A 20100-nucleotide genomic window follows, 5' to 3' on the forward strand; every position below is an offset into this window, starting at 1 on the left:
ATGAAACAGAATGTCTCTATCCGTGGTTCGGCGCACACCGACCTTATTCATGACAGTGCGATCAAGCATGTCTCTGGCGGTGCGGACTACTGCGACGACATCGCAGAGCCGGTGGGCACGTTGCACGCTTATTTTGGCACGGCAAAAGTGGCCCATGCAAAGATCGTGTCTATGGATCTGAGCGCGGTGCGCGCGGCCCCCGGTGTGGTGGATGTGCTGACCGCTGAGGATGTGCCGGGCGTGAATGATGTGAGCCCGACGGGGCGGCATGATGAGCCGCTCTTTGCCACCGAGACGGTGGAATTCTGGGGGCAGGTGCTCTTTGCCGTGGTGGCCGAAAGCCGCGACATTGCCCGCCGCGCAGTGGAGCTGGCGCAGATCGAGTACGCGCCGCTGGATCACGTGATTGAAGCGGATGAGGCTGTGGCCAAAGGCTATCCGCATGTGACCGATCCGATGACCCTGCAGCGCGGCGATGTGGCTGAGGGGCAGGCCAATGCGGCCCACCGCATCGCCGGGCAGATGCGCATTGGCGGGCAGGATCACATGTATCTGGAAGGCCATATTGCCTTTGCCATGCCGGGTGAAGATGACGATGTGATTGTGCATTCCTCCACCCAGCACCCGAGTGAGGCGCAGCATATGGTGGCCCATGTTCTGGGCGTGCCCAACAATGCGGTGGTGGTGAATGTGCGGCGCATGGGCGGCGGGTTTGGCGGCAAGGAAAGCCAGATGAACCAGTTTGCCGCCGTCGCCGCGCTGGCCGCAAAGAAGTGGAACCGCGCGGTGAAAATCCGCCCTGACCGCGATCAGGATATGGAGAGCACCGGCAAGCGCCATGATTTTGTCGTCGACTATGATGTGGCCTTTGATGGGGAAGGCCGGATCGAGGCGGTAGACAATGTCTTTGCCGCGCGCTGTGGTTGGACCTCTGATCTATCCGGTCCGGTGACCGATCGTGCGCTGTTTCACGCGGATAACGCCTATTTCTATCCGCATGTGAAACTGCAAAGCCGCCCGATGAAGACCAACACGGTCTCCAACACCGCGTTTCGCGGCTTTGGAGGGCCGCAGGGTGTTGTCGCGGCGGAGCGGATGATCGAAGAGATTGCTTATAAGCTTGGCAAAGACCCGCTAGAGGTGCGCAAGGCGAATTTCTACGGCACCACGGATCGCAATGTGACGCCTTATCACCAGACGGTTGAAGACAATGTCATGCCGCGGCTGGTGGAGGAACTGGAGCAGAGTTCGGATTATCAGGCGCGTCGCGCAGCGGTGCTCGCGCATAACGCCAAAGGTGGGATTATCCGCAAAGGCATCTCGCTGACGCCGGTGAAATTCGGGATCAGCTTTACCGCCACCTGGTACAATCAGGCCGGGGCGCTGGTGCATATCTACAATGATGGCTCCATCATGCTGAACCATGGTGGCACAGAGATGGGGCAGGGGCTCAACACCAAGATTGCGCAGGTGGTGGCCGAGGCGTTTCAGGTGGATATTGATCACATCAAGATCACCAAAACCACCACGGAGAAAGTGCCCAATACCTCCGCCACGGCGGCGAGCTCCGGCACCGATCTGAACGGTATGGCGGCGCTGAACGCTTGTGATCAGATCAAGGACCGGCTGATCCGCTGGGCCTGTGATCACTTTGGTGTGGATGCACTGCTCGTGAAGTTTGCGCCCAATGAGGTGCATGTGGGCGATCAGGTGTTCACCTTTGGGGAGTTCATCAAACAGGCCTATATGGCGCGGGTGCAGCTTTGGGCGGCGGGGTTTTACAAAACGCCGAAGATCCATTGGGACCGCGAAAAGGGGCAGGGGCGTCCGTTCTATTATTATGCATACGGTGCGGCAGTGGCCGAGGTTTCGGTGGATACGTTGACCGGCGAGTATACGGTGGATCGTGCCGATGTGCTGCATGATGTGGGCAAGTCGCTGAACCCTGTTCTGGACAAGGGACAGGTTGAGGGCGCCTTTGTGCAGGGCATGGGCTGGCTCACCACCGAGGAGCTTTGGTGGGACCAGAAGGGCCAGCTGAAGACCCATGCGCCAAGCACCTATAAGATCCCGCTGGCCGGGGACATTCCACGCGAATTCAACGTCAATCTGGCGGATTGGTCGGAAAACCGGGAGCTGACCATCAAACGCTCCAAAGCGGTGGGTGAGCCGCCGTTTATGCTGCCGATCTGTGTGTTTGAAGCGCTGGGCATGGCGGTGGCCTCGGTCGCAGATTACGCCGAATGCCCGCGTCTGGATGCGCCGGCAACGCCGGAGCGTGTGCTGATGGCGGTGGAGCGGATGCGCGGATGAAAGCGGGCGACCTCATAGCGTTTCTGGACCGCGAACCCGCGGTGATGCGGGTGGAGATCACCCGCGTGCGGGGCAGCTCGCCCCGCGAAGAAGGCGCTGTGATGTTTGTCGCGCCCCAAGCCATGACCGGCACCATTGGGGGCGGGCAGCTTGAGTATATGGCGCTGGATGAGGCGCGCAAACTGCTGCGTCTTGGCGCGGAGGCCGGTCACATGGATGTGCCGCTGGGGCCGGAGATCGGCCAGTGCTGCGGCGGGCGTGTGGAGCTGAAACTGACCAAGAAGGATGCGGCTGCGCGCGCAGAGGCGGTGGCAGACGTCACGCGCTCTGAGGCGGCGCTGCCCCATGTCTATGTCTTTGGCGCGGGCCACGTGGGGCGTGCCTTGGCAGATCAGTTTCAGCATTTGCCCGTGCGCTGCGTGCTGGTGGACAGCCGCGCAGAGGAGCTTGACATGGCAGGCGCTTCTGTTGAAAAGCGCCTGACCGCATTGCCGGAAGCCGAGGTGCGCAGCGCGCCTCAAGGTAGTGCGTTCATTGTTCTGACGCATGATCACGCTTTGGATTTTCTGCTGACATCTGAAGCGCTTGCAAAAGGAAATGCATGTTGGGTGGGGATGATCGGATCCGCCACCAAACGTGCGAAATTTGAGAGTTTTGCCCGCACGCATTGTGAGGGGCAAAGCACGGAAACACTGAATTGCCCCATCGGGATGGTCCCGGGGGTGCGCGGTAGCCGCGACAAGCGGCCGTCCGTGATTGCAGCCCTCGTTGTGGCAGATGTGATCGCGGCATTGACCTCTGAACCTGCCGCAGAACCGGTTGCTTCACCCACCATGTGAGGCGGCCTTAGAGAGGTCAAAGAATGGTGCAAAAACTGTTGCGCGGACGCGTATTGAACTTTGTGGCGGAGCCGCAGGGACCCGAAGATGTGACGAGCTTTCAATATCTTGAGGATGGTGCGATCCTGATTGCGGATGGCCGGATCATCGCCATGGGGGAGCACGCCGATGTGGTGGCCAAGGCGCAGGATGCAGAGGTGGTGGATCACCGTCCGCATCTGCTGATGCCGGGGTTCATTGATATGCATCTGCATTTCCCGCAGGTGCAGGTGATTGCCAGCTGGGGCTCACAGCTGCTGGATTGGCTGAACAACTACACATTCCCCGCCGAGTTGGGCTTTTCGGATGCCAACCATGCCACGCGTATGGCGGCGGCGTTTTATGACCAGCTGACCGGTCATGGCACCACAACCGCGATGGCATTTTGTTCCGTGCATGAAACCTCTGCTGAGGCTTTCTTTGGCGAGGCCGCGCGGCGCGACATGTGCATGATCGGCGGCAAAACCATGATGGACCGCAATGCGCCTGACGGGCTGATGGACAGTGCGCAGGAGGGCTATGACGCGACCAAGCGGCTGATCGCCAAATGGCATGGTCAGGGCCGTGCGCGCTATGCCATCACCCCGCGTTTTGCGATCACCTCAACCCCTGAACAGCTGGAGATGTCTGGCGCGCTGGTGGCGGAGCATCCGGACTGTTTTGTGCAGACGCATCTGAGCGAAAACAAAGCTGAGATCGCCTTCACCAAGGAGCTCTATCCGGAGGCGCGGGACTATCTGGATGTCTATCAGCGGGCCGGTTTGGTGACCGATAAGCTGTTTCTGGGCCATGCGATCCATCTGGAGCCGCGCGAGATCGACGCGCTGGCAGAAACCGGGGCGCATCCGGTGTTTTGCCCGACCTCCAACCTGTTTCTTGGCTCCGGCCTGTTTGATCAGGGTGGGCTGAAGGCGCGGGGCATTCAGAGCGGGATCGCCACCGATATTGGCGCGGGTACAAGCTATTCGATGCTGCAGACGCTGAATGAAGGCTACAAGGTGTTACAACTTCAGGGGCAGGCGCTGCATCCCTATCAGGCGTTTCATTGGATCACGCGCGGCAATGCGCAGACGCTTGGCATGGCGGATGAGATTGGCACGCTGGATGTGGGCAGCGCGGCGGATGTTGTGGTGCTTGATGCGCGCGCGACCTCTGCCATGGCGCTGCGGATGGAGGTCGCTGAAACGCTGGCGGAGGAGCTGTTTATCCTGATGATGATGGGCGATGACCGCGCGGTGGCCCAGACCTATGTGGCGGGGGCGGCGCAGAAGGCTCAGGTTTTGGCTGCGCGATAGTTGAAGGCCATGACGGCCATCTGGTGCAGGGCATCTTCAGGCAAGCTTGACGCGAGCGGGAGATGCACGGCGCGGGTGCCGTCATAGGTGAAGCGCGCGCCATACATGTGACGCCAGCTTTCCACCAGAGTGGTCTGACAATGCACAAGAAAAGCGCAATAGTCCGGGGATTTCTCGGACCATGATAGGCGCACGGGGGTGCCCAGTTTGCGGGGCGGGGCAAAGCTGGGCTGCCCCCATTTGAGGCTTTCGCTGAGCGGGATGTTTGCCGCCTTTGCCGCGTCCTGCAGCACCGCACGCACCGCAGTGAGCTGGGCGCGTGGGACTTCGGGGAGCGCGGCGAAATAGGCGTCAACAGACATGCTCAGGGCGTGACCACGATATTGCCGGTGTGCTCTTTGGCGATGAAGGCGGATTGCGCCGCCTTGAGTTCTGACAGCGGGTAGGCGGCGGCAAGCGCGGGCTTGATTTCACCGGCCTCGATGTAGCGGATCAAGTTGGGCATGACCTCCAGATCGATCACGGTGGAGCCGGTGAACGTGAGGTCGCGCAAATACATAGTGCGCAGGTCCAGATCCACCATCGGCCCGGCAATGGCGCCAGAGCAGGTGTAGCGCCCGCCGCGATCCAGAATGTCGATGAGCTTGGGCCAGTAGGGGCCGCCCACAACATCCGCGACCACGGTGATTTTCTCAGCCCCCAAAGCGGCGCGCAGGTTGTCTGATGCGCGGGGCAGGATGCGGTCGGGTCCAAGTTCGGCAACAGCGGCGTGTTTGGCTTCGCTGGCCATGGCGATCACCCGCGCGCCGCGCCGTTTGGCGAGTTGGATCAACGCGCCGCCGACGCCGCCGGATGCACCGGGCACGAGCACCGTGTCAGCGGCTGTGACCTCCGCGCGGGTCAACATGCCTTCGGCGGTGGAGTAGGAGCAGGAGAAAGTGGCAAGCTCGGCATCTAAGAGGTCCGAGACCACTTTGAGCGCATTGCGCGCGGGCAGGACGCAGTATTCTGCAAAGCCGCCATCAATCTCGGATCCCACATAGCCGGTTTTGGTTTTGTCGGTGAGATCCTCCGGGTCGCGCACCCAGCAATCGGTGATGATGCGCTCACCAATGCGCTCGGCGGCAACGCCATCGCCCACCGCCACCACTTCGCCGCAGATGTCTGCGCCTTGGATGCGGGGGAAGGCGAGCGGTTTGCCACCCCAGCTGGGGTCTTCGCCGTCAGGTGTTTCCTCGGTGGCACCTGACGTCGCGCCGGTGACCGCCTTGGAATACCAACCCGCGCGGGTGTTCACATCGGTGTTGTTCATGCCGCAGGCCCGCACCCGCACAAGCACTTCGCCAGCGTCCGGCTTTGGCACGGGCCAGTCGGTGCGCCATTCATATTTGTCCATATCTCCGTGGCCGGTGAGGATCATGGCGGACATTGTGGTGGGCAGGGTCATGGCGTGTCCTTTGCGTTTTGGGACTTAGATCGAACCATGGGCCTGCGCGCCGTGCAATGGATTTTCAGCAGCGGGGGCCTGGCAATCCCGTGCAGGAGAAATCTTTAAGTTTGAAATTTCAAGCTTGAAGTAAATTCCGACTCACCCTAGCCTGATTGTGTGACGGGGCGTTTGGGCCTCGCGAAAGACGCATCAGGAGGGGTGAATGCGTATTGCGTGTTTGGGCGGCGGTCCCGCCGGGCTGTACTTTGCCATTTCCATGAAGCTGCGCGACCCGTCGCATGAGATCACGGTGATTGAGCGCAACCGCGCCAACGACACCTTTGGCTGGGGCGTGGTGCTGTCAGATGACGCGCTGGAGAACCTTTCCCAAAATGATCCCAAAAGCGCACAGATGATCCGCGATCACTTTGCCTATTGGGATGACATTGCGGTGGTGCATGACGGGGTGCGGACGGTCTCTGGCGGGCATGGGTTTGCCGGGATTGGGCGGCGGCAGATGCTGATCCTGCTGCAGGATCGTGCAAGGGAGCTTGGGGTTGAGCTGCGCTTTGAGGCGGAGTTTGACGATGTCGAGGCGATCCGCGCAGAGTATGATCTGGTGGTGGGCTGTGATGGGCTGAACAGCCGGGTGCGGGAGGCCTATGCCGAACACTTCAAGCCGGAGATCGACGTGCGGGCCTGCAAGTTTGTCTGGCTCGGCACGCATCAGAAATTTGACGACGCCTTCACCTTCATCTTTGAGAAAACCGCGCATGGCTGGATCTGGGCGCATGTCTATCAGTTTGATGATGAAACAGCGACCTTCATCGTGGAGTGCGGGCAGGAGACATGGGACAGATTCGGGTTTGAAGACATGTCCAAAGAGGAGATTGTGGAGACCTGCCGTGCGGTCTTTGCCGATCACCTTGGTGGGCATGATCTGATGAGCAATGCCGCGCATTTGCGGGGCTCGGCGGTGTTCATGAACTTCCCACGTGTGCTTTGTGAGACCTGGCATCATGAGAATGTGGTGCTGTTGGGCGATGCCTCAGCCACGGCGCATTTCTCCATTGGGTCTGGCACAAGGCTGGCCTTTGACAGTGCGATTGCGCTGGCGGAATTTCTGCACAGCGAGCCGAGCATGGCGGCGGCGTTTGAGCGCTATCAGGACGAGCGGCGGCTGGATGTGTTGCGCCTGCAATCGGCGGCGCGCAATTCGCTGGAGTGGTTTGAGGAGGTGGAGCGCTATCTTGATCTTGATCCGGTGCAGTTCAACTATGCGCTGCTGACGCGCAGTCAGCGGATCAGCCATGAAAACCTGCGTCTGCGCGATGCAGATTGGCTTGAAAGTGCGGAGGCTTGGTTTCAGGCGCAGGCGGGCGTTTCAAAAGATGCCCCTGTGCGGGCACCGATGTTTGCGCCTTATAAATTGCGCGAGATGGACCTGCAAAACCGCATCGTGGTGTCGCCGATGGCGCAATATAAAGCGGTTGAGGGCTGCCCGACGGATTGGTATCTGATCCACTATGGCGAACGCGCCAAAGGCGGGGCGGGGCTGGTCTTTACCGAGATGACCTGCGTGAGTGCAGAGGGGCGGATCACGCCGGGCTGTCCGGGGCTTTACGCACCGGAGCATGAGGCCGCCTGGGCGCGGCTGACGGATTTTGTGCATCAGGAGACGAGGGCGAAGATCTGTTGCCAGATTGGCCATTCGGGGCGCAAAGGCTCCACCCAAGTGGGCTGGGAAGAGATGGATGCGCCTTTGGGAAGTGACAATTGGGAGCTGATCTCTGCCTCAGCGATCCCGTGGAGCGGGCAGAATGCGGTGCCACGCGAAGCGACGCGGGCAGATATGGACATGATCCGCGATCAGTTTGTGGCTGCGGCGCAGATGGCGGAGCGCGCGGGCTTTGACATGATCGAGCTGCATGCGGCCCATGGCTATCTTCTGTCGAGCTTCATCTCTCCGGTGAGCAATCAGCGCAAAGACGATTATGGCGGCAGTTTTGAGAACCGGCTGCGCTATCCTCTGGAGGTGTTCACGGCGATGCGGGCGGTCTGGCCTGCGGAAAAGCCGATGTCAGTGCGGATTTCGGCCAATGACTGGCTTGGTGAGGATGGGGTGACACCGCAGGAGGCGGTGGAGATTGCCAAGGCGTTCAAAGCGGCGGGGGCCGACATCATTGATGTGAGTGCGGGGCAGACCAGCACCGAGGCCAAACCCGTCTATGGGCGCATGTTCCAGACGCCGTTCTCGGATCGCATCCGCAATGAGGCAGCGATCGCGACCATGGCGGTGGGCAATATCTATGAGGCCGATCACGCGAACTCCATTCTGATGGCTGGGCGCGCTGATCTGGTGGCGGTTGGACGCCCGCATCTGGCCGATCCTTACTGGACGCTGCATGAGGCCGCGCGGATCGGGGATCGGCAGGCAAACTGGCCGCTGCCCTATGAGGCAGGGCGCGATCAGGCCTGGCGGCTGGCCGACCGCGAAGCGGAGATGATCCGGGTATGAGTGTTGAGGGCAAACATGTGGTGGTCACGGGCGGTGGCACCGGCGTCGGCGCGGCGATTGCCGAAGCGATGGCGCACGCCGGTGCAAGGGTCACCGTTGTGGGCAGACGCGAAGGGCCACTGCGCGAGGTGGCCGGCAGACACCGGTTCATTGGCTGGAAAGTGGCGGATGTGACCGACGCCGCCGCGTTGGGCACAGCAATGTCTGAGGCGCGTGCGTTGTCCGGACCCGTCGCGGTAGCCGTGGCCAATGCGGGAGCGGCAGACAGCGTGCCTTTTGCCAAGATGCAGCCCGATCAGATGCGGGGCATGTTGGAGGTGAACCTGCTGGGTGTGATGAACAGCTGGCAGGCGGCGCTGGGCGATATGCAGAGCGCGGGCTGGGGGCGGCTGATTGCGGTGGCCTCCACCGCGGGGCTGAAAGGCTACCCCTATGTGAGCGGCTATTGCGCGGCGAAACACGGGGTTGTGGGGCTGACCCGCGCTGCGGCGCTGGAGATGGCGGAGAGCGGGATCACCGTGAATGCGATCTGCCCCGGGTTTGTGGACACACCGATGCTGGACCGCTCTGTTGCCAAAATCATGGAGAAGACCGGGATGGACGTGGACAAAGCGCGCGCGAGCCTTATGCGGGGCAATCCGCAGAAGCGGTTTATTGAGGTAGATGAGGTGGCGGGTGCGGCGCTGTGGCTCTGCAGTGAGGCCGCGCGTTCGGTCAATGGGACGGCGATGAGCCTGTCGGGAGGCGAGATATGAGTGAGCTGAGCAAAGCGCGTCTGCGGTTGTGGCTGAAGCTGCTGAAGGCCTCGGGCATGATTGAGGATGAGGTGCGCCGCCGTCTGCGCCGGGAGTTTGACAGCACCCTGCCGCGCTTTGATGTGATGAGCGTTCTCGCGCGTTTTCCTGAAGGGAAAAAGATGAGCGAGATCAGCGATTTGCTACGCGTTTCTAATGGCAATGTCACGGGCATTGTCGACAAGCTTTCTGAGGAAGGTCTGGCGCAGCGGGTGGCGGTGCCGGGGGATCGCCGTGCCTCCAAAGTGAAGCTGACCGAGAAAGGCATCGCGGCCTTTGCCGAGCATGCGGACACCCATGAAGGCTGGATTGACGAGATGCTGGGCGGGCTTAACCCGGAGGATGTGGACGGCATGGCCACGCGGCTTGAGCGACTGATTGAGACTTTGGAAGACAGGGAGATCTGAGCGATGCGCACAGATGTGGAGCATTTTCTTTGCACGGTTGTGGATGGCATTTCGACGGTGCAGCTGAACCGGCCGGAGCGGAAAAACCCGCTGACCTTTGACAGCTATGCCGAGCTGCGCGACTGGTTTCGCGATCTGGCCTATGATGATGAGGTGAAGGCGGTGGTCTTTGCCCCCAATGGCGGCAATTTCAGCTCTGGCGGCGATGTGCATGAGATCATCGGGCCGCTCACAGAGATGAACATGAAAGAGCTGCTGGCCTTCACCCGCATGACCGGAGATCTGGTCAAAGCGATGGTGAACTGCGGCAAGCCGATCATCGCGGCGGTGGATGGCGTTTGCGCAGGGGCCGGAGCGATCATCGCCATGGCGAGCGATCTGCGCATCGGTACGCCTGAGGCCAAGACCGCGTTTCTGTTCAACCGTGTTGGCCTTGCGGGCTGTGACATGGGCGCCTGTGCGATCCTGCCGCGGATCATCGGGCAGGGCCGCGCGGCGGAGCTGCTCTATATGGGCCGCGCGATGACCGCTGAGGAAGGCGAACGCTGGGGCTTTTTCAACCGTTTGGTGGCGGCAGAGGAGCTTTATGGCGCGGCGCAGACTATGGCGCAGCGGATCGCGGCGGGGCCGGGCTTTGCCAATATGATGACCAAGACCATGCTGGCGCAGGAATGGGCCATGTCGATTGAGCAGGCGATTGAGGCGGAGGCGCAGGCGCAGGCGATTTGCATGCAGGGGCAGGATTTCCGGCGGGCCTATGAGGCTTTTGTGGCCAAGGAACGGCCGGTGTTTGTGGGGGACTGACCCGCGCGCAGGCTTAAGTGGGGGGCTGGCCTCCACACACAGGTTTAAATGGGGGCCAGCTCCCATACACAGGTCTAAATGGGGGCCAGCCCCCATACCCCCGGGATACTTGGGGCAAGAGGAAGCAAAGGAGGCTTTGACTTGGCGGATCAGACGTTTTTGGACTGGCCCTTCTTTGAGGAGGCACATCGCGCGCGGGCGCGTGAGGTGGAGACCTGGGCGGCTGAGGCGCTTGGGTCGGTGGATCATGGCGATGTGGATCAGAGCTGTCGTGATCTGGTCGCGCGGATGGGGCAGGCGGGTTTGCTGAACGCCACGGCGTCCATGGATGGCGTGCTCGATGTGCGCAGCCTCTGCCTGAGCCGGGAAATTCTGGCGCGGCATGACGGTCTGGCGGATTTTGCCTTTGCCATGCAGGGGCTGGGGACCGGCGCGATTTCGCTGTTTGGCACGGAGGGGCAGAAAGCGGCGTGGCTGCCAAAGACACGTGCGGGGGAGGCGATTGCAGCCTTTGCGCTGACGGAGCCGCAGTCGGGATCGGATGTGGCCAACAGCACGATGACGGCAACGCGCGAGGGGGCAGAGTTTGTTCTCAATGGCGAGAAGACCTGGATTTCCAATGGCGGGATTGCCGATGTCTACACCGTGTTTGCCCGCACCGGTGAAGCCGAGGGCGCCAAGGGGTTGAGCGCCTTTGTGGTGCCAGCGGACACGCCGGGGCTGTCGGTGGTGGCGCGGCTGGAAACCATTGCGCCGCATCCACTTGCGACCTTACGTTTTGACAATTGCCGCGTTCCGGCAGAGGCCTTGATTGGCGCGCCGGGGCAGGGGTTTCGCATCGCGATGTCGGTGCTGGATGTGTTCCGCTCCACAGTTGCCGCCGCAGCGTTGGGCTTTGCGCGGCGGGCGCTGGATGAGGCTTTGGCGCGGGTGCAGGCGCGCAAGGTGCAGGGCGCGCCGCTGAGTGATTTGCAGATGGTGCAGGGCCATATCGCGGATATGGCGCTGGACGTGGATGCCGCTGCCTTGCTGATTTACCGCGCGGCTTGGACCAAAGACAGCGGTGCCCCGCGGGTGACAAGGGAGGCCGCCATGGCCAAGCTCTTTGCCACCGATCAGGCGCAGCAGGTGATCGACAAGGCGGTGCAGCTGTTTGGCGGGGATGGTGTGAAATCCGGCGAGGTGGTCGAGCGGCTTTATCGCGAGATCCGTGCGCTTCGGATCTATGAAGGGGCCAGCGATGTGCAGCGCGTGGTGATCGCGCGTCAGACATTGGCGGCGCATGCGGCAGGAGGTGTTTGAACATGTTGGGACCATCGGCACATCAGGACACATTCACGCGGGACAATCTGCCGGACGAAGCGCTCTGGCCCCAGCTTTTGCTGGCAGGATTTGACTACCCGGAACAGCTCAATGCAGGCTGGGAGCTGACCGATGGGATGGTGGCCAAAGGGTTTGGGGATCATACCGCGCTGATCGGGAACGGGCGCCGGCGGACCTATAAAGAGCTGACCGATTGGACCAACCGGCTCGCGCATGTGCTGGTCGAAGATCTGGGAGTGAAGCCCGGTAATCGGGTGCTGATCCGCTCTGCCAACAATCCGGCCATGGTGGCCTGCTGGCTGGCGGCGACCAAAGCGGGGGCGGTCGTGGTCAACACCATGCCCATGCTGCGCGCGGTGGAGCTGACCAAATATGTGCAGACCGCAGAGATCAGCCACGCGATTTGTGACACGCGCCTGATGGAAGAGATGGAGGCCTGTGCGGCGCAATGTGACGGGCTTCAGGTGATCGGCTTTGACGGCACGGCCAATCATGATGCGGAGTTGGATCGGTTGGCGCTGGAAAAACCTGTGATGTTTGAGACCGTCCCCACCAGCGCGGATGATGTGGCGCTGATCGGGTTTACCTCCGGCAGCACGGGGCAGCCCAAAGGCACCATGCATTTTCACCGCGATCTGATGATCATCGCGGATGGCTATGCCCGTGAGGTGCTGGATGTGCAGCCAAGCGATGTGTTTGTCGGCTCCCCGCCGCTGGCCTTTACCTTCGGACTTGGCGGGCTGGCGATTTTTCCGCTGCGTTTTGGGGCGGCGGCAACGCTTCTGGAGCAGGCCACGCCGCCCAATATGATCGAGATCATCGAGACCTATAAGGCGACCGTGTGTTTCACTGCACCAACGGCCTATCGCGCGATGCTTGCGGCCATGGAGGAAGGCGCGGATCTCTCTAGCCTGCGCGCTGCTGTGAGTGCGGGGGAGACCCTGCCCGCGCCGGTCTATGACGCCTGGATGGAGAAGACCGGCAAGCCAATGCTGGATGGCATCGGGGCGACGGAAATGCTGCATATCTTCCTTTCCAACCGGTTTGATGATCACCGCCCGGCCTGCACCGGCAAGCCTGTGACTGGCTACGAGGCGAAGGTGATCGGGCCGGATGGCGCGACGCTGCCACGTGGGGAGGTTGGTCGGCTGGCGGTGCGCGGGCCAACCGGATGCCGCTATCTGCGCGGGGACCGGCAGGTGCATTATGTGCAGGACGGCTGGAACATCACTGGTGATGCGTTTTGGCAGGATGAGGATGGCTATTTCCATTTTGCCGCGCGCAACGACGATATGATCATCTCCTCGGGCTACAATATCGCCGGGCCAGAGGTGGAGGCCGCTTTGCTTGGCCATGAGGCCGTGGCGGAATGTGCGGTGATTGGCGTGGCCGATGAGGCGCGCGGCGAGATTGTGCAGGCCCATGTGGTGCTGGCGGAGGGTTTTGCCGGGGATGCGGCTTTGGCCGAGGCGCTGCAGACCCATGTGAAGGCGGCAATTGCGCCTTACAAATATCCGCGCTCTGTGGTGTTCACCAAGGCGCTACCCAAGACGGAAACCGGAAAAATTCAACGGTTCAGACTGAAAGAAAACACATGACACCAAAGGCTTACGATCCGGCAACGGATGGGGCGAAAATGGGATTTGCGGATGCGATGTCCTATGGGGACTATCTGCATCTGGATGGCATTCTGAGCCAGCAGCACCCCCAGAGCGATGCGCATGACGAGATGCTGTTCATCATTCAGCATCAGACCAGTGAGCTGTGGATGAAGCTCGCGTTGCATGAGCTGAGCGCTGCGCGAGAGGCACTGCGGGCGCGCGATCTCGCGCCGATGTTCAAGATGCTGGCGCGGGTCAGCCGGATTTTTGAACAGCTCAATTCGGCCTGGGATGTGCTGCGCACCATGACGCCGGCGGATTACACCAAATTTCGCGAGGCGCTGGGGCCGTCCTCCGGGTTTCAGAGCCATCAGTATCGGCTGATCGAATATGTGCTGGGCAACCGCAATCCGAATATGGTGAAGCCTCATGCACACGTGCCGGAGGCCAAAGCGGTGCTGGAGGCCGAGCTGGCGCAGCCGAGTTTTTATGACGAGGTGATCCGCTTTCTGTTTGAGGAACTGGACGGCGATGCCGCCAAGATGCCCGCGCCGCAACTGACCCAGCCGCATCAGGCCGAGGCAGAGGTGCAGGCGCGCTGGAAGATCGTCTATGAGGATGTGGACACCCACTGGCGGCTTTATGAGCTGGGCGAGAAACTGGTTGATCTGGAAGACTATTTTCGCCGATGGAGGTTCAATCATGTTACGACCGTTGAGCGTGTGATTGGGTTCAAACGCGGCACGGGTGGCACCTCGGGCGTGCAGTATCTGCGCAGGATGCTGGATGTGGAGCTCTTCCCGGAACTTTGGCATCTGCGCGGAGACTTATGACGATGGGCGTTTCGCTTCCCAGAAAAGAGCTTTTTGATGTGCCTGAGGGCGTGATCTATTTGGATGGCAACTCGCTGGGCGTCTTGCCCAAAGGGGCCGCAGAACGCGCGCAGAAGACCATCACCGAGGAGTGGGGCGCACAGCTCATTCGCGCGTGGAACTCGGCGGGCTGGATGGCTTTGCCCCAAGTGGTGGGGGATCAGATCGCCGGGCTGATCGGTGCGCCGGCAGGCTCTGTTGCCACCGGTGATACGCTGTCGATCAAAGTCTATCAGGCGCTGGCGGCGGCACTGAAGATGCGGCCTGAGCGCAAAGTCATTTTGAGCGACAACGGCAACTTCCCCTCAGACCTTTATATGGCTGAAGGGCTGATCAAGACGCTGGATCAGGGTTACGCACTGCGCACCCCTGCGCCGGAAGAGGTTATGGACGCTATCACCGAAGAGGTGGCCGTGGTCATGCTGACGCAGGTGGATTACCGCTCTGGCCGGATGCATGACATGGCGGCGATCACCAAGCGCGCGCATGAGGTTGGTGCGGTGATGATCTGGGATCTGGCGCATTCCGCCGGAGCCGTGCCGGTGGATATCGCTGCATCAGGCGCTGAGTTCGCGGTGGGCTGCAGCTATAAATACCTGAACGGCGGGCCGGGCGCGCCTGCGTTCATCTATGTGCGCCCTGATATTGTCGACAGCATTGCGCCTGCGCTGTCCGGCTGGCTGGGCCATGATGCGCCCTTTGCCATGGAGCTGAACTACCGCCCCGCGAACGCTACGGAACGGATGCGGGTGGGCACACCACCGATTTTGCAGCTCGCCGTGCTGCAGGAAGCGTTAAAGTCCTGGGAAGGTGTGGATATGGCGGATCTGCGCGCCGCGTCTGTGCGTCTGTCTGAGCTGTTCATCTCTGAGGTGGAAGCGCGCTGTCCGGAGCTGACTTTGGCCAGCCCGCGGGAGGCGGCGCTGCGCGGCTCGCAGGTGTCTTTTGCCTTTGAGCACGGCTATCCGGCGATGCAGGCGCTGATTGATCGTGGCGTGATCGGGGACTTCCGCGCGCCCAACATCATGCGGTTTGGCTTCACGCCGCTCTATCTGGATGAGGCAGACATCATTGCCGCAGCGGAAGTGCTTGAAGATGTGATGTCTAACCAGCTGTGGAAAAATGAAAAATATCAAACGCGGTCGCGTGTGACCTGAGGGGGAAGGATGGCGTTAAAGGAGATACATCCGGAAGGCTGGGCCCCGGCGTTGGGCTATGCCAATGGCATGCTGGCAGAGGATGGCACGCTGCACATCGGTGGGCAGATTGGCTGGAACAGTCAGAAGGTCTTTGAATGTCATGATTTCATCGGCCAGATGACGCAGGTCTTGAAAAACATTCGTGCCGTTGTGGAGGCGGCGGGCGGTGCGCCAAGTGACATCGCGCGGCTCACTTGGTTTGTGAAAAGCAAGGCAGAATATATGGCCCATCAAAAGGAGATCGGCGCGGCTTATCGCTCTGTGATGGGGCGGCATTTCCCGGCCATGTCACTGGTTGTGGTGGCGGATCTGCTGGAGGATGAGGCGCTGTTGGAGATCGAGGCGACGGCGCATATCGCGCAGGGCTGAGACAAAAAATCTGCGATAAATTTCGATTGGATGGGGGAAGTCTCTTGACCTCCCCAAATCGCTGAAATACATCAACCGGACCTCGGGCGGGTATGGTGAAATGGTATCATAAGAGCCTTCCAAGCTTAAGGTGCGGGTTCGATTCCCGCTACCCGCTCCAAGGTCAATCTCCCTCAAGTAAAACACTCTCCAAACCACCCGCCGGTGGGCCGCTTTGCCGTGTTTCTTGGGGGGCTATTGTCGCGGTAGCGATTTTGACCGCTTGACCCTTGGGCGCTCCTTGGTCACTAACGCTTAACACCTCAGCCAGAGTAAGGGCGACAGATGGCAAGACGGCCACAAGCCGCGGAAACTGACCAGGACCGCGCAAAAAGCAAGAACATTGGCGCGCTGCGCGGGTTGGGCCCGTTTTTGCGCCCCTATCGTGTGCTGGCGTTTCTGGCGCTCTGTGCGCTGTCGCTGACGGCCTCGGTCTCGCTGATGCTGCCCGTGGCGGTGCGCCGCGTGGTGGACAATTTTGGCACCGAAAGCGATGCGCTTTTGGACAAGTATTTCCTCGCCGCTCTGGGCTTTGCGTCGTTGCTCGCCGTGGGCACGGCGCTGCGCTATCTACTGGTGACGCGCCTTGGCGAGCTGGTGGTGACTGACATCCGCAAGGCGGTGTTTGCCCGTGTGATCGGCATGAGCCCTGCGTTTTATGAGAACGTGATGACCGGCGAAGTGCTGAGCCGCATCACCACGGACACAACGGTTATTCAGTCGGTGATCGGCTCCTCGGTGTCCATCGCGCTGCGCAATATGCTGCTGTTCCTCGGTGGTCTGGTGCTGATGCTTTACACCTCCACCAAGCTCACATTGATGGTGCTTTTGGTGGTGCCGATGGTGATTGTGCCGATCCTCGTTCTGGGGCGGCGCCTGCGCAAGCTGAGCCGTGAGAACCAGGATTGGATTGCGGAGAGCTCCGGCAATGCCTCTGAGGCGTTGCTGTCGGTGCAGACCGTGCAAGCCTTCACCCACGAAGCCCAATCTCGTGCCGCTTTTGACCGGGTGACCAACCTGTCGCTGGCAGCGGCGATGCGGCGGATCAACACCCGTGCGCTGTTGACCATGATCGTGATCTTTCTGATCTTCACCGGCGTTGTGATCGTGCTCTGGATGGGCGCGCGTGACGTGCGGGCCGGGGGCATGAGCGTCGGTGTGCTGGTGCAGTTTGTGATCTATTCCGTGATGGTGGCGGGCGCGGTGGGCGCGCTTTCTGAAATCTGGAGCGAGTTGCAGCGCGCGGCAGGGGCGACCGAACGTCTGGTGGAGCTGCTCTTTGCGCAGGACAGCGTGAACGACCCTGAACAGCCCAAAGCGCTGGCCGCGCCGGTGCGCGGGGAGATCACTTTTGACAATGTGTCTTTCCAATATCCTTCACGTCCGAATGTCTCAGCCCTTGATGGGGTTGATCTGACCATTGCTCCGGGAGAGACGGTGGCGCTGGTTGGCCCGTCTGGTGCGGGTAAGACCACGATCATTCAAATGATCCAGCGGTTTTATGACCCCAAAGAAGGGCAGGTGACGCTTGACGGTATGCCGCTGGCTGAGCTGCAGCGGGATCAGTTCCGCCAGCACATGGCGCTGGTGCCGCAGGATCCGGTGATTTTTGCCAATAGCGCGCGAGAAAACATCCGCTTTGGCCGCCCTGATGCCACCGATGCAGAGGTGGAAGCCGCTGCCAAGGCAGCCGCGGCGCATGACTTCATCAAAGCGCTGCCTGAGGGCTATGACAGCCAGCTTGGCGAGCGCGGCGTGATGATTTCCGGCGGCCAGAAACAGCGCATCGCCATTGCGCGTGCCATCTTGCGTGATGCGCCTGTGCTGCTGCTGGATGAGGCAACATCGGCGCTGGATGCGGAAAGCGAGCGTTTGGTGCAGGCGGCGGTGGATGAGCTGGCACAGAGCCGGACCACCATCATCGTGGCCCACCGTCTGGCAACCGTGAAGAAAGCTGATCGGATCATCGTGATGGAAGAGGGGCGCATTGTGGCGCAGGGACGCCATGATGATCTGGTGGCTGAAGGCGGTCTTTATGCCAAACTTGCGAGGCTTCAATTTACGGCCGGTGCAGCGTAGGCTGCATGCATGAGGCTGCGCCGCAAGGACTAACTCCGAAAAGTAGTTTGGTGGTGCTGTTCCAGTCGTATAGGGAGATCATGACGTAACGTTTCGGTTGCGGTTTACCTTACGTTCAACTGGCCTCATTGCGGGTGCTGAGTGTTTTTGTTGAGATCGCGAGGAAGGACCGCCACATGTGTGGGGCATGTGTGGCAAAACCCACAACAGGGGGGAGACAAGTACTATGAGCTTTGAGTCTTTGGCTGATCTGAAGGCAATTGAACAAGAACAGGCGTGGGAAGACCGCGACTTGCCAGTCACCATCTTTGAGATGCTGACGCGAACAAAGGATAAGTTCCCAAACCGCCCTGCAGTAAGCTATCAGATCTTCTCTGGTCCCAAAGACAAAGCTGAGACGCTGACCTGGGCGGAGCTGCACGCTAAGACGGCACAGGCGGCCAATATGTTCCGCGATCTGGGCGTCGGCGAAAAAGACACCGTGGCCTATGTGCTGCCCAACTGTAACGAGACACTGATTACGTTGCTGGGCGGTATGGTTGCCGGGATCGCAAACCCGATCAACCCGCTGCTGGAGCCAGAGCAGATCTCTGCGATCCTGCGCGAAACGGACGCCAAGGTTGTGGTGACGCTCAAAGGCTTCCCAAAGACCGATGTGGCTCAGAAAGTGGCCGAGGCCGTGCGCCACGCGCCGCATGTGCACACGGTTCTGGAAATTGATCTGGTCAAATATCTGACCCCGCCAAAGTCGTGGATTGTGCCTTTGATCCGTCCGAAGGTGAGCGGCCCGCACCATGCGGATTTCAAAGACTTCAATAAAGAACTCGCGAAATACAACACCACGCTGGACTTTGAAGACAGCAAGGTGGATCGCGTGGGCGCTTATTTCCACACTGGGGGCACCACTGGGATGCCCAAAGTGGCGCAGCACCTTTATTCCGGGATGGTCTACAATGGCTGGCTGGGCCATCGTCTTCTCTTTACCGAGAAAGACAACATCATGTGCCCGCTGCCGCTGTTCCATGTGTTTGCGGTGCATGTGATCATGCAGGCCGCCATCAGCTCTGGTGCGCATGTGGTCTTCCCGACGCCGCAGGGCTATCGCGGGGAAGGGGTGTTTGACAACTTCTGGAAGCTGATCGAGCGTTGGAAGATTTCCTTCATCATCACAGTGCCGACCGCCGTTTCCGCGCTGATGCAGCGCCCGGTGGATGCGGATATCTCATCTGTGAAAACCGCTTTCTCCGGTTCTGCGCCGATGCCGATGGAATTGTTCAAACGGTTTGAAAGCACCTGCGGTGTGGACATCGTGGAAGGCTATGGCCTGACCGAAGCGACCTGTCTGGTCTCTTGTAACCCTCCAACAGGGAATAAAAAGGTCGGCTCTGTAGGTGTGCCGTTCCCGTATACGGATGTGCGTATCATCAAGAACACGCCGGAAGGCCCTTTGGATTGCGAAACCGATGAGGTCGGCGAGATTTGTATCTCCAATCCGGGTGTCTTTGCGGGGAACACCTATACGGAAGCCGATAAGAACGCCGACCTGTATCATCATGAAAAATATCTGCGCACGGGCGACTTGGGTCGGATTGACGAAGACGGCTATCTCTGGATCACCGGACGCGCCAAGGATCTGATCATCCGCGGCGGTCACAACATCGACCCGGCAGAGATCGAAGAGGCGCTGCTGGCGCACCATGACGTGGCCTTTGCGGGCGCGATTGGTCAGCCGGATGCCCATGCCGGTGAGGTGCCTTGCGTTTATGTGGAGCTGATTGAGGGGGCGAGCGTGACCAAGGACGCTCTGATGGAACATGCCAAGGTGCATGTGCACGAGCGCGCCGCCCACCCGAAATATGTGGAGATCATGCCGGAGCTGCCCAAGACGGCGGTGGGCAAGATCTTTAAGCCGGACCTGCGCAAGGCGGCGATCACCCGCGTCTATGATGCGGCGCTGACCAAAGCCGGCGTGCCTGCACATATCGACCACGTGATTGACGACAAAAAGCGCGGTCTGATCGCTCAGGTGAAGCGCACCGGCGACGCCTCTGACGAAGATGTCAGCAAAGTGCTCGGTGATTTCATCAACGCCTGGGAATGGCTGGGCGAAGACGCAGCATAACGGCTGAGTTTCGTGAAAAATCAAAAGGGTGCGGCGCGGGCTGCACCCTTTTTCTTTA

General features: G+C 60.6%; 16 protein-coding genes and 1 tRNA gene. 15 read left to right on the plus strand and 2 right to left on the minus strand.

Going from position 1 to position 20100, the window contains the following annotated elements:
* Genes xdhB through guaD form a run of 3 tightly spaced genes read left to right on the plus strand, consistent with a single transcriptional unit; the run spans position 1 to position 4486 of the window.
* Positions 1–2313, plus strand: coding sequence for a xanthine dehydrogenase molybdopterin binding subunit (gene xdhB / locus J7412_RS07265; protein WP_209078049.1), 2313 nt, complete (start codon positions 1–3; stop codon positions 2311–2313).
* Positions 2310–3152 carry a xanthine dehydrogenase accessory protein XdhC gene (gene xdhC / locus J7412_RS07270; protein ID WP_209078050.1) on the plus strand — a complete coding sequence of 281 codons (843 nt, stop codon included), beginning with the start codon at positions 2310–2312 and terminating at the stop codon, positions 3150–3152. Before xdhB ends, xdhC begins: the two co-directional genes overlap by 4 nt.
* A 23-nt stretch (positions 3153–3175) precedes the next feature.
* Positions 3176–4486: a guanine deaminase gene (guaD, locus tag J7412_RS07275; RefSeq protein WP_209078051.1), complete on the plus strand. Its 1311-nt coding sequence runs from the start codon at positions 3176–3178 to the stop codon at positions 4484–4486.
* Here guaD and J7412_RS07280 read toward each other — a convergent pair.
* Both J7412_RS07280 and J7412_RS07285 read right to left on the minus strand, forming a co-directional pair.
* Positions 4465–4848, minus strand: a complete 384-nt coding sequence (locus J7412_RS07280; RefSeq protein ID WP_209078052.1) for a DUF1801 domain-containing protein — start codon at positions 4846–4848, stop codon at positions 4465–4467. The two genes, guaD and J7412_RS07280, sit on opposite strands and share 22 nt — an antisense overlap.
* A gap of 2 nt (positions 4849–4850) precedes the next feature.
* Positions 4851–5933, minus strand: coding sequence for an alcohol dehydrogenase family protein (locus J7412_RS07285; protein WP_247743801.1), 1083 nt, complete (start codon positions 5931–5933; stop codon positions 4851–4853).
* Between the two features lie 205 nt (positions 5934–6138).
* On the opposite strand from J7412_RS07285, the gene J7412_RS07290 reads away from it, so the two are divergent.
* From J7412_RS07290 to J7412_RS07345, 12 genes are all read left to right on the plus strand, one after another.
* Positions 6139–8433: a bifunctional salicylyl-CoA 5-hydroxylase/oxidoreductase gene (locus J7412_RS07290; protein WP_209078053.1), complete on the plus strand. Its 2295-nt coding sequence runs from the start codon at positions 6139–6141 to the stop codon at positions 8431–8433.
* Positions 8430–9188: an SDR family NAD(P)-dependent oxidoreductase gene (locus J7412_RS07295; protein ID WP_209078054.1), complete on the plus strand. Its 759-nt coding sequence runs from the start codon at positions 8430–8432 to the stop codon at positions 9186–9188. The genes J7412_RS07290 and J7412_RS07295 overlap by 4 nt, the downstream gene beginning before the upstream one ends.
* The gene (locus tag J7412_RS07300) at positions 9185–9634 is read left to right on the plus strand and encodes a MarR family transcriptional regulator (protein WP_209078055.1); all 450 of its coding nucleotides are present in this window, start codon (positions 9185–9187) and stop codon (positions 9632–9634) included. The genes J7412_RS07295 and J7412_RS07300 overlap by 4 nt, the downstream gene beginning before the upstream one ends.
* A 3-nt stretch (positions 9635–9637) precedes the next feature.
* Complete coding sequence (locus tag J7412_RS07305; protein ID WP_209078056.1) at positions 9638–10438, plus strand: enoyl-CoA hydratase family protein; 801 nt, start codon at positions 9638–9640, stop codon at positions 10436–10438.
* Positions 10439–10579: 141 nt separating this feature from the next.
* Positions 10580–11740, plus strand: a complete 1161-nt coding sequence (locus J7412_RS07310; RefSeq protein WP_209078057.1) for an acyl-CoA dehydrogenase family protein — start codon at positions 10580–10582, stop codon at positions 11738–11740.
* Positions 11741–11742: 2 nt separating this feature from the next.
* A complete protein-coding gene (locus tag J7412_RS07315) occupies positions 11743–13359 on the plus strand; it encodes an AMP-binding protein (RefSeq protein WP_209078058.1) in 1617 nt (538 codons plus the stop codon).
* Positions 13356–14195 (plus strand): tryptophan 2,3-dioxygenase, encoded by an 840-nt coding sequence (gene kynA, locus J7412_RS07320; RefSeq protein ID WP_209078059.1) that lies wholly within the window; start codon positions 13356–13358, stop codon positions 14193–14195. The genes J7412_RS07315 and kynA overlap by 4 nt, the downstream gene beginning before the upstream one ends.
* Positions 14192–15391, plus strand: coding sequence for a kynureninase (gene kynU / locus J7412_RS07325; RefSeq protein ID WP_209078060.1), 1200 nt, complete (start codon positions 14192–14194; stop codon positions 15389–15391). Before kynA ends, kynU begins: the two co-directional genes overlap by 4 nt.
* 9 nt (positions 15392–15400) lie before the next feature.
* Positions 15401–15802 carry a RidA family protein gene (locus J7412_RS07330; protein ID WP_209078061.1) on the plus strand — a complete coding sequence of 134 codons (402 nt, stop codon included), beginning with the start codon at positions 15401–15403 and terminating at the stop codon, positions 15800–15802.
* A gap of 86 nt (positions 15803–15888) precedes the next feature.
* Positions 15889–15962 (plus strand) — tRNA-Gly (locus tag J7412_RS07335).
* Between the two features lie 164 nt (positions 15963–16126).
* Entirely contained in the window at positions 16127–17920 is a 1794-nt protein-coding gene (locus tag J7412_RS07340; RefSeq protein WP_209078062.1) for an ABC transporter transmembrane domain-containing protein, read from the plus strand.
* A gap of 226 nt (positions 17921–18146) precedes the next feature.
* On the plus strand, positions 18147–20042 hold the full coding sequence (locus J7412_RS07345) for an acyl-CoA synthetase (RefSeq protein WP_209078063.1): 1896 nt from the start codon (positions 18147–18149) through the stop codon (positions 20040–20042).
* Positions 20043–20100: the final 58 nt, after the last annotated feature.

It is taken from the genome of Shimia sp. R9_3 (assembly GCF_017743755.1).
Classification (GTDB): domain Bacteria; phylum Pseudomonadota; class Alphaproteobacteria; order Rhodobacterales; family Rhodobacteraceae; genus Shimia.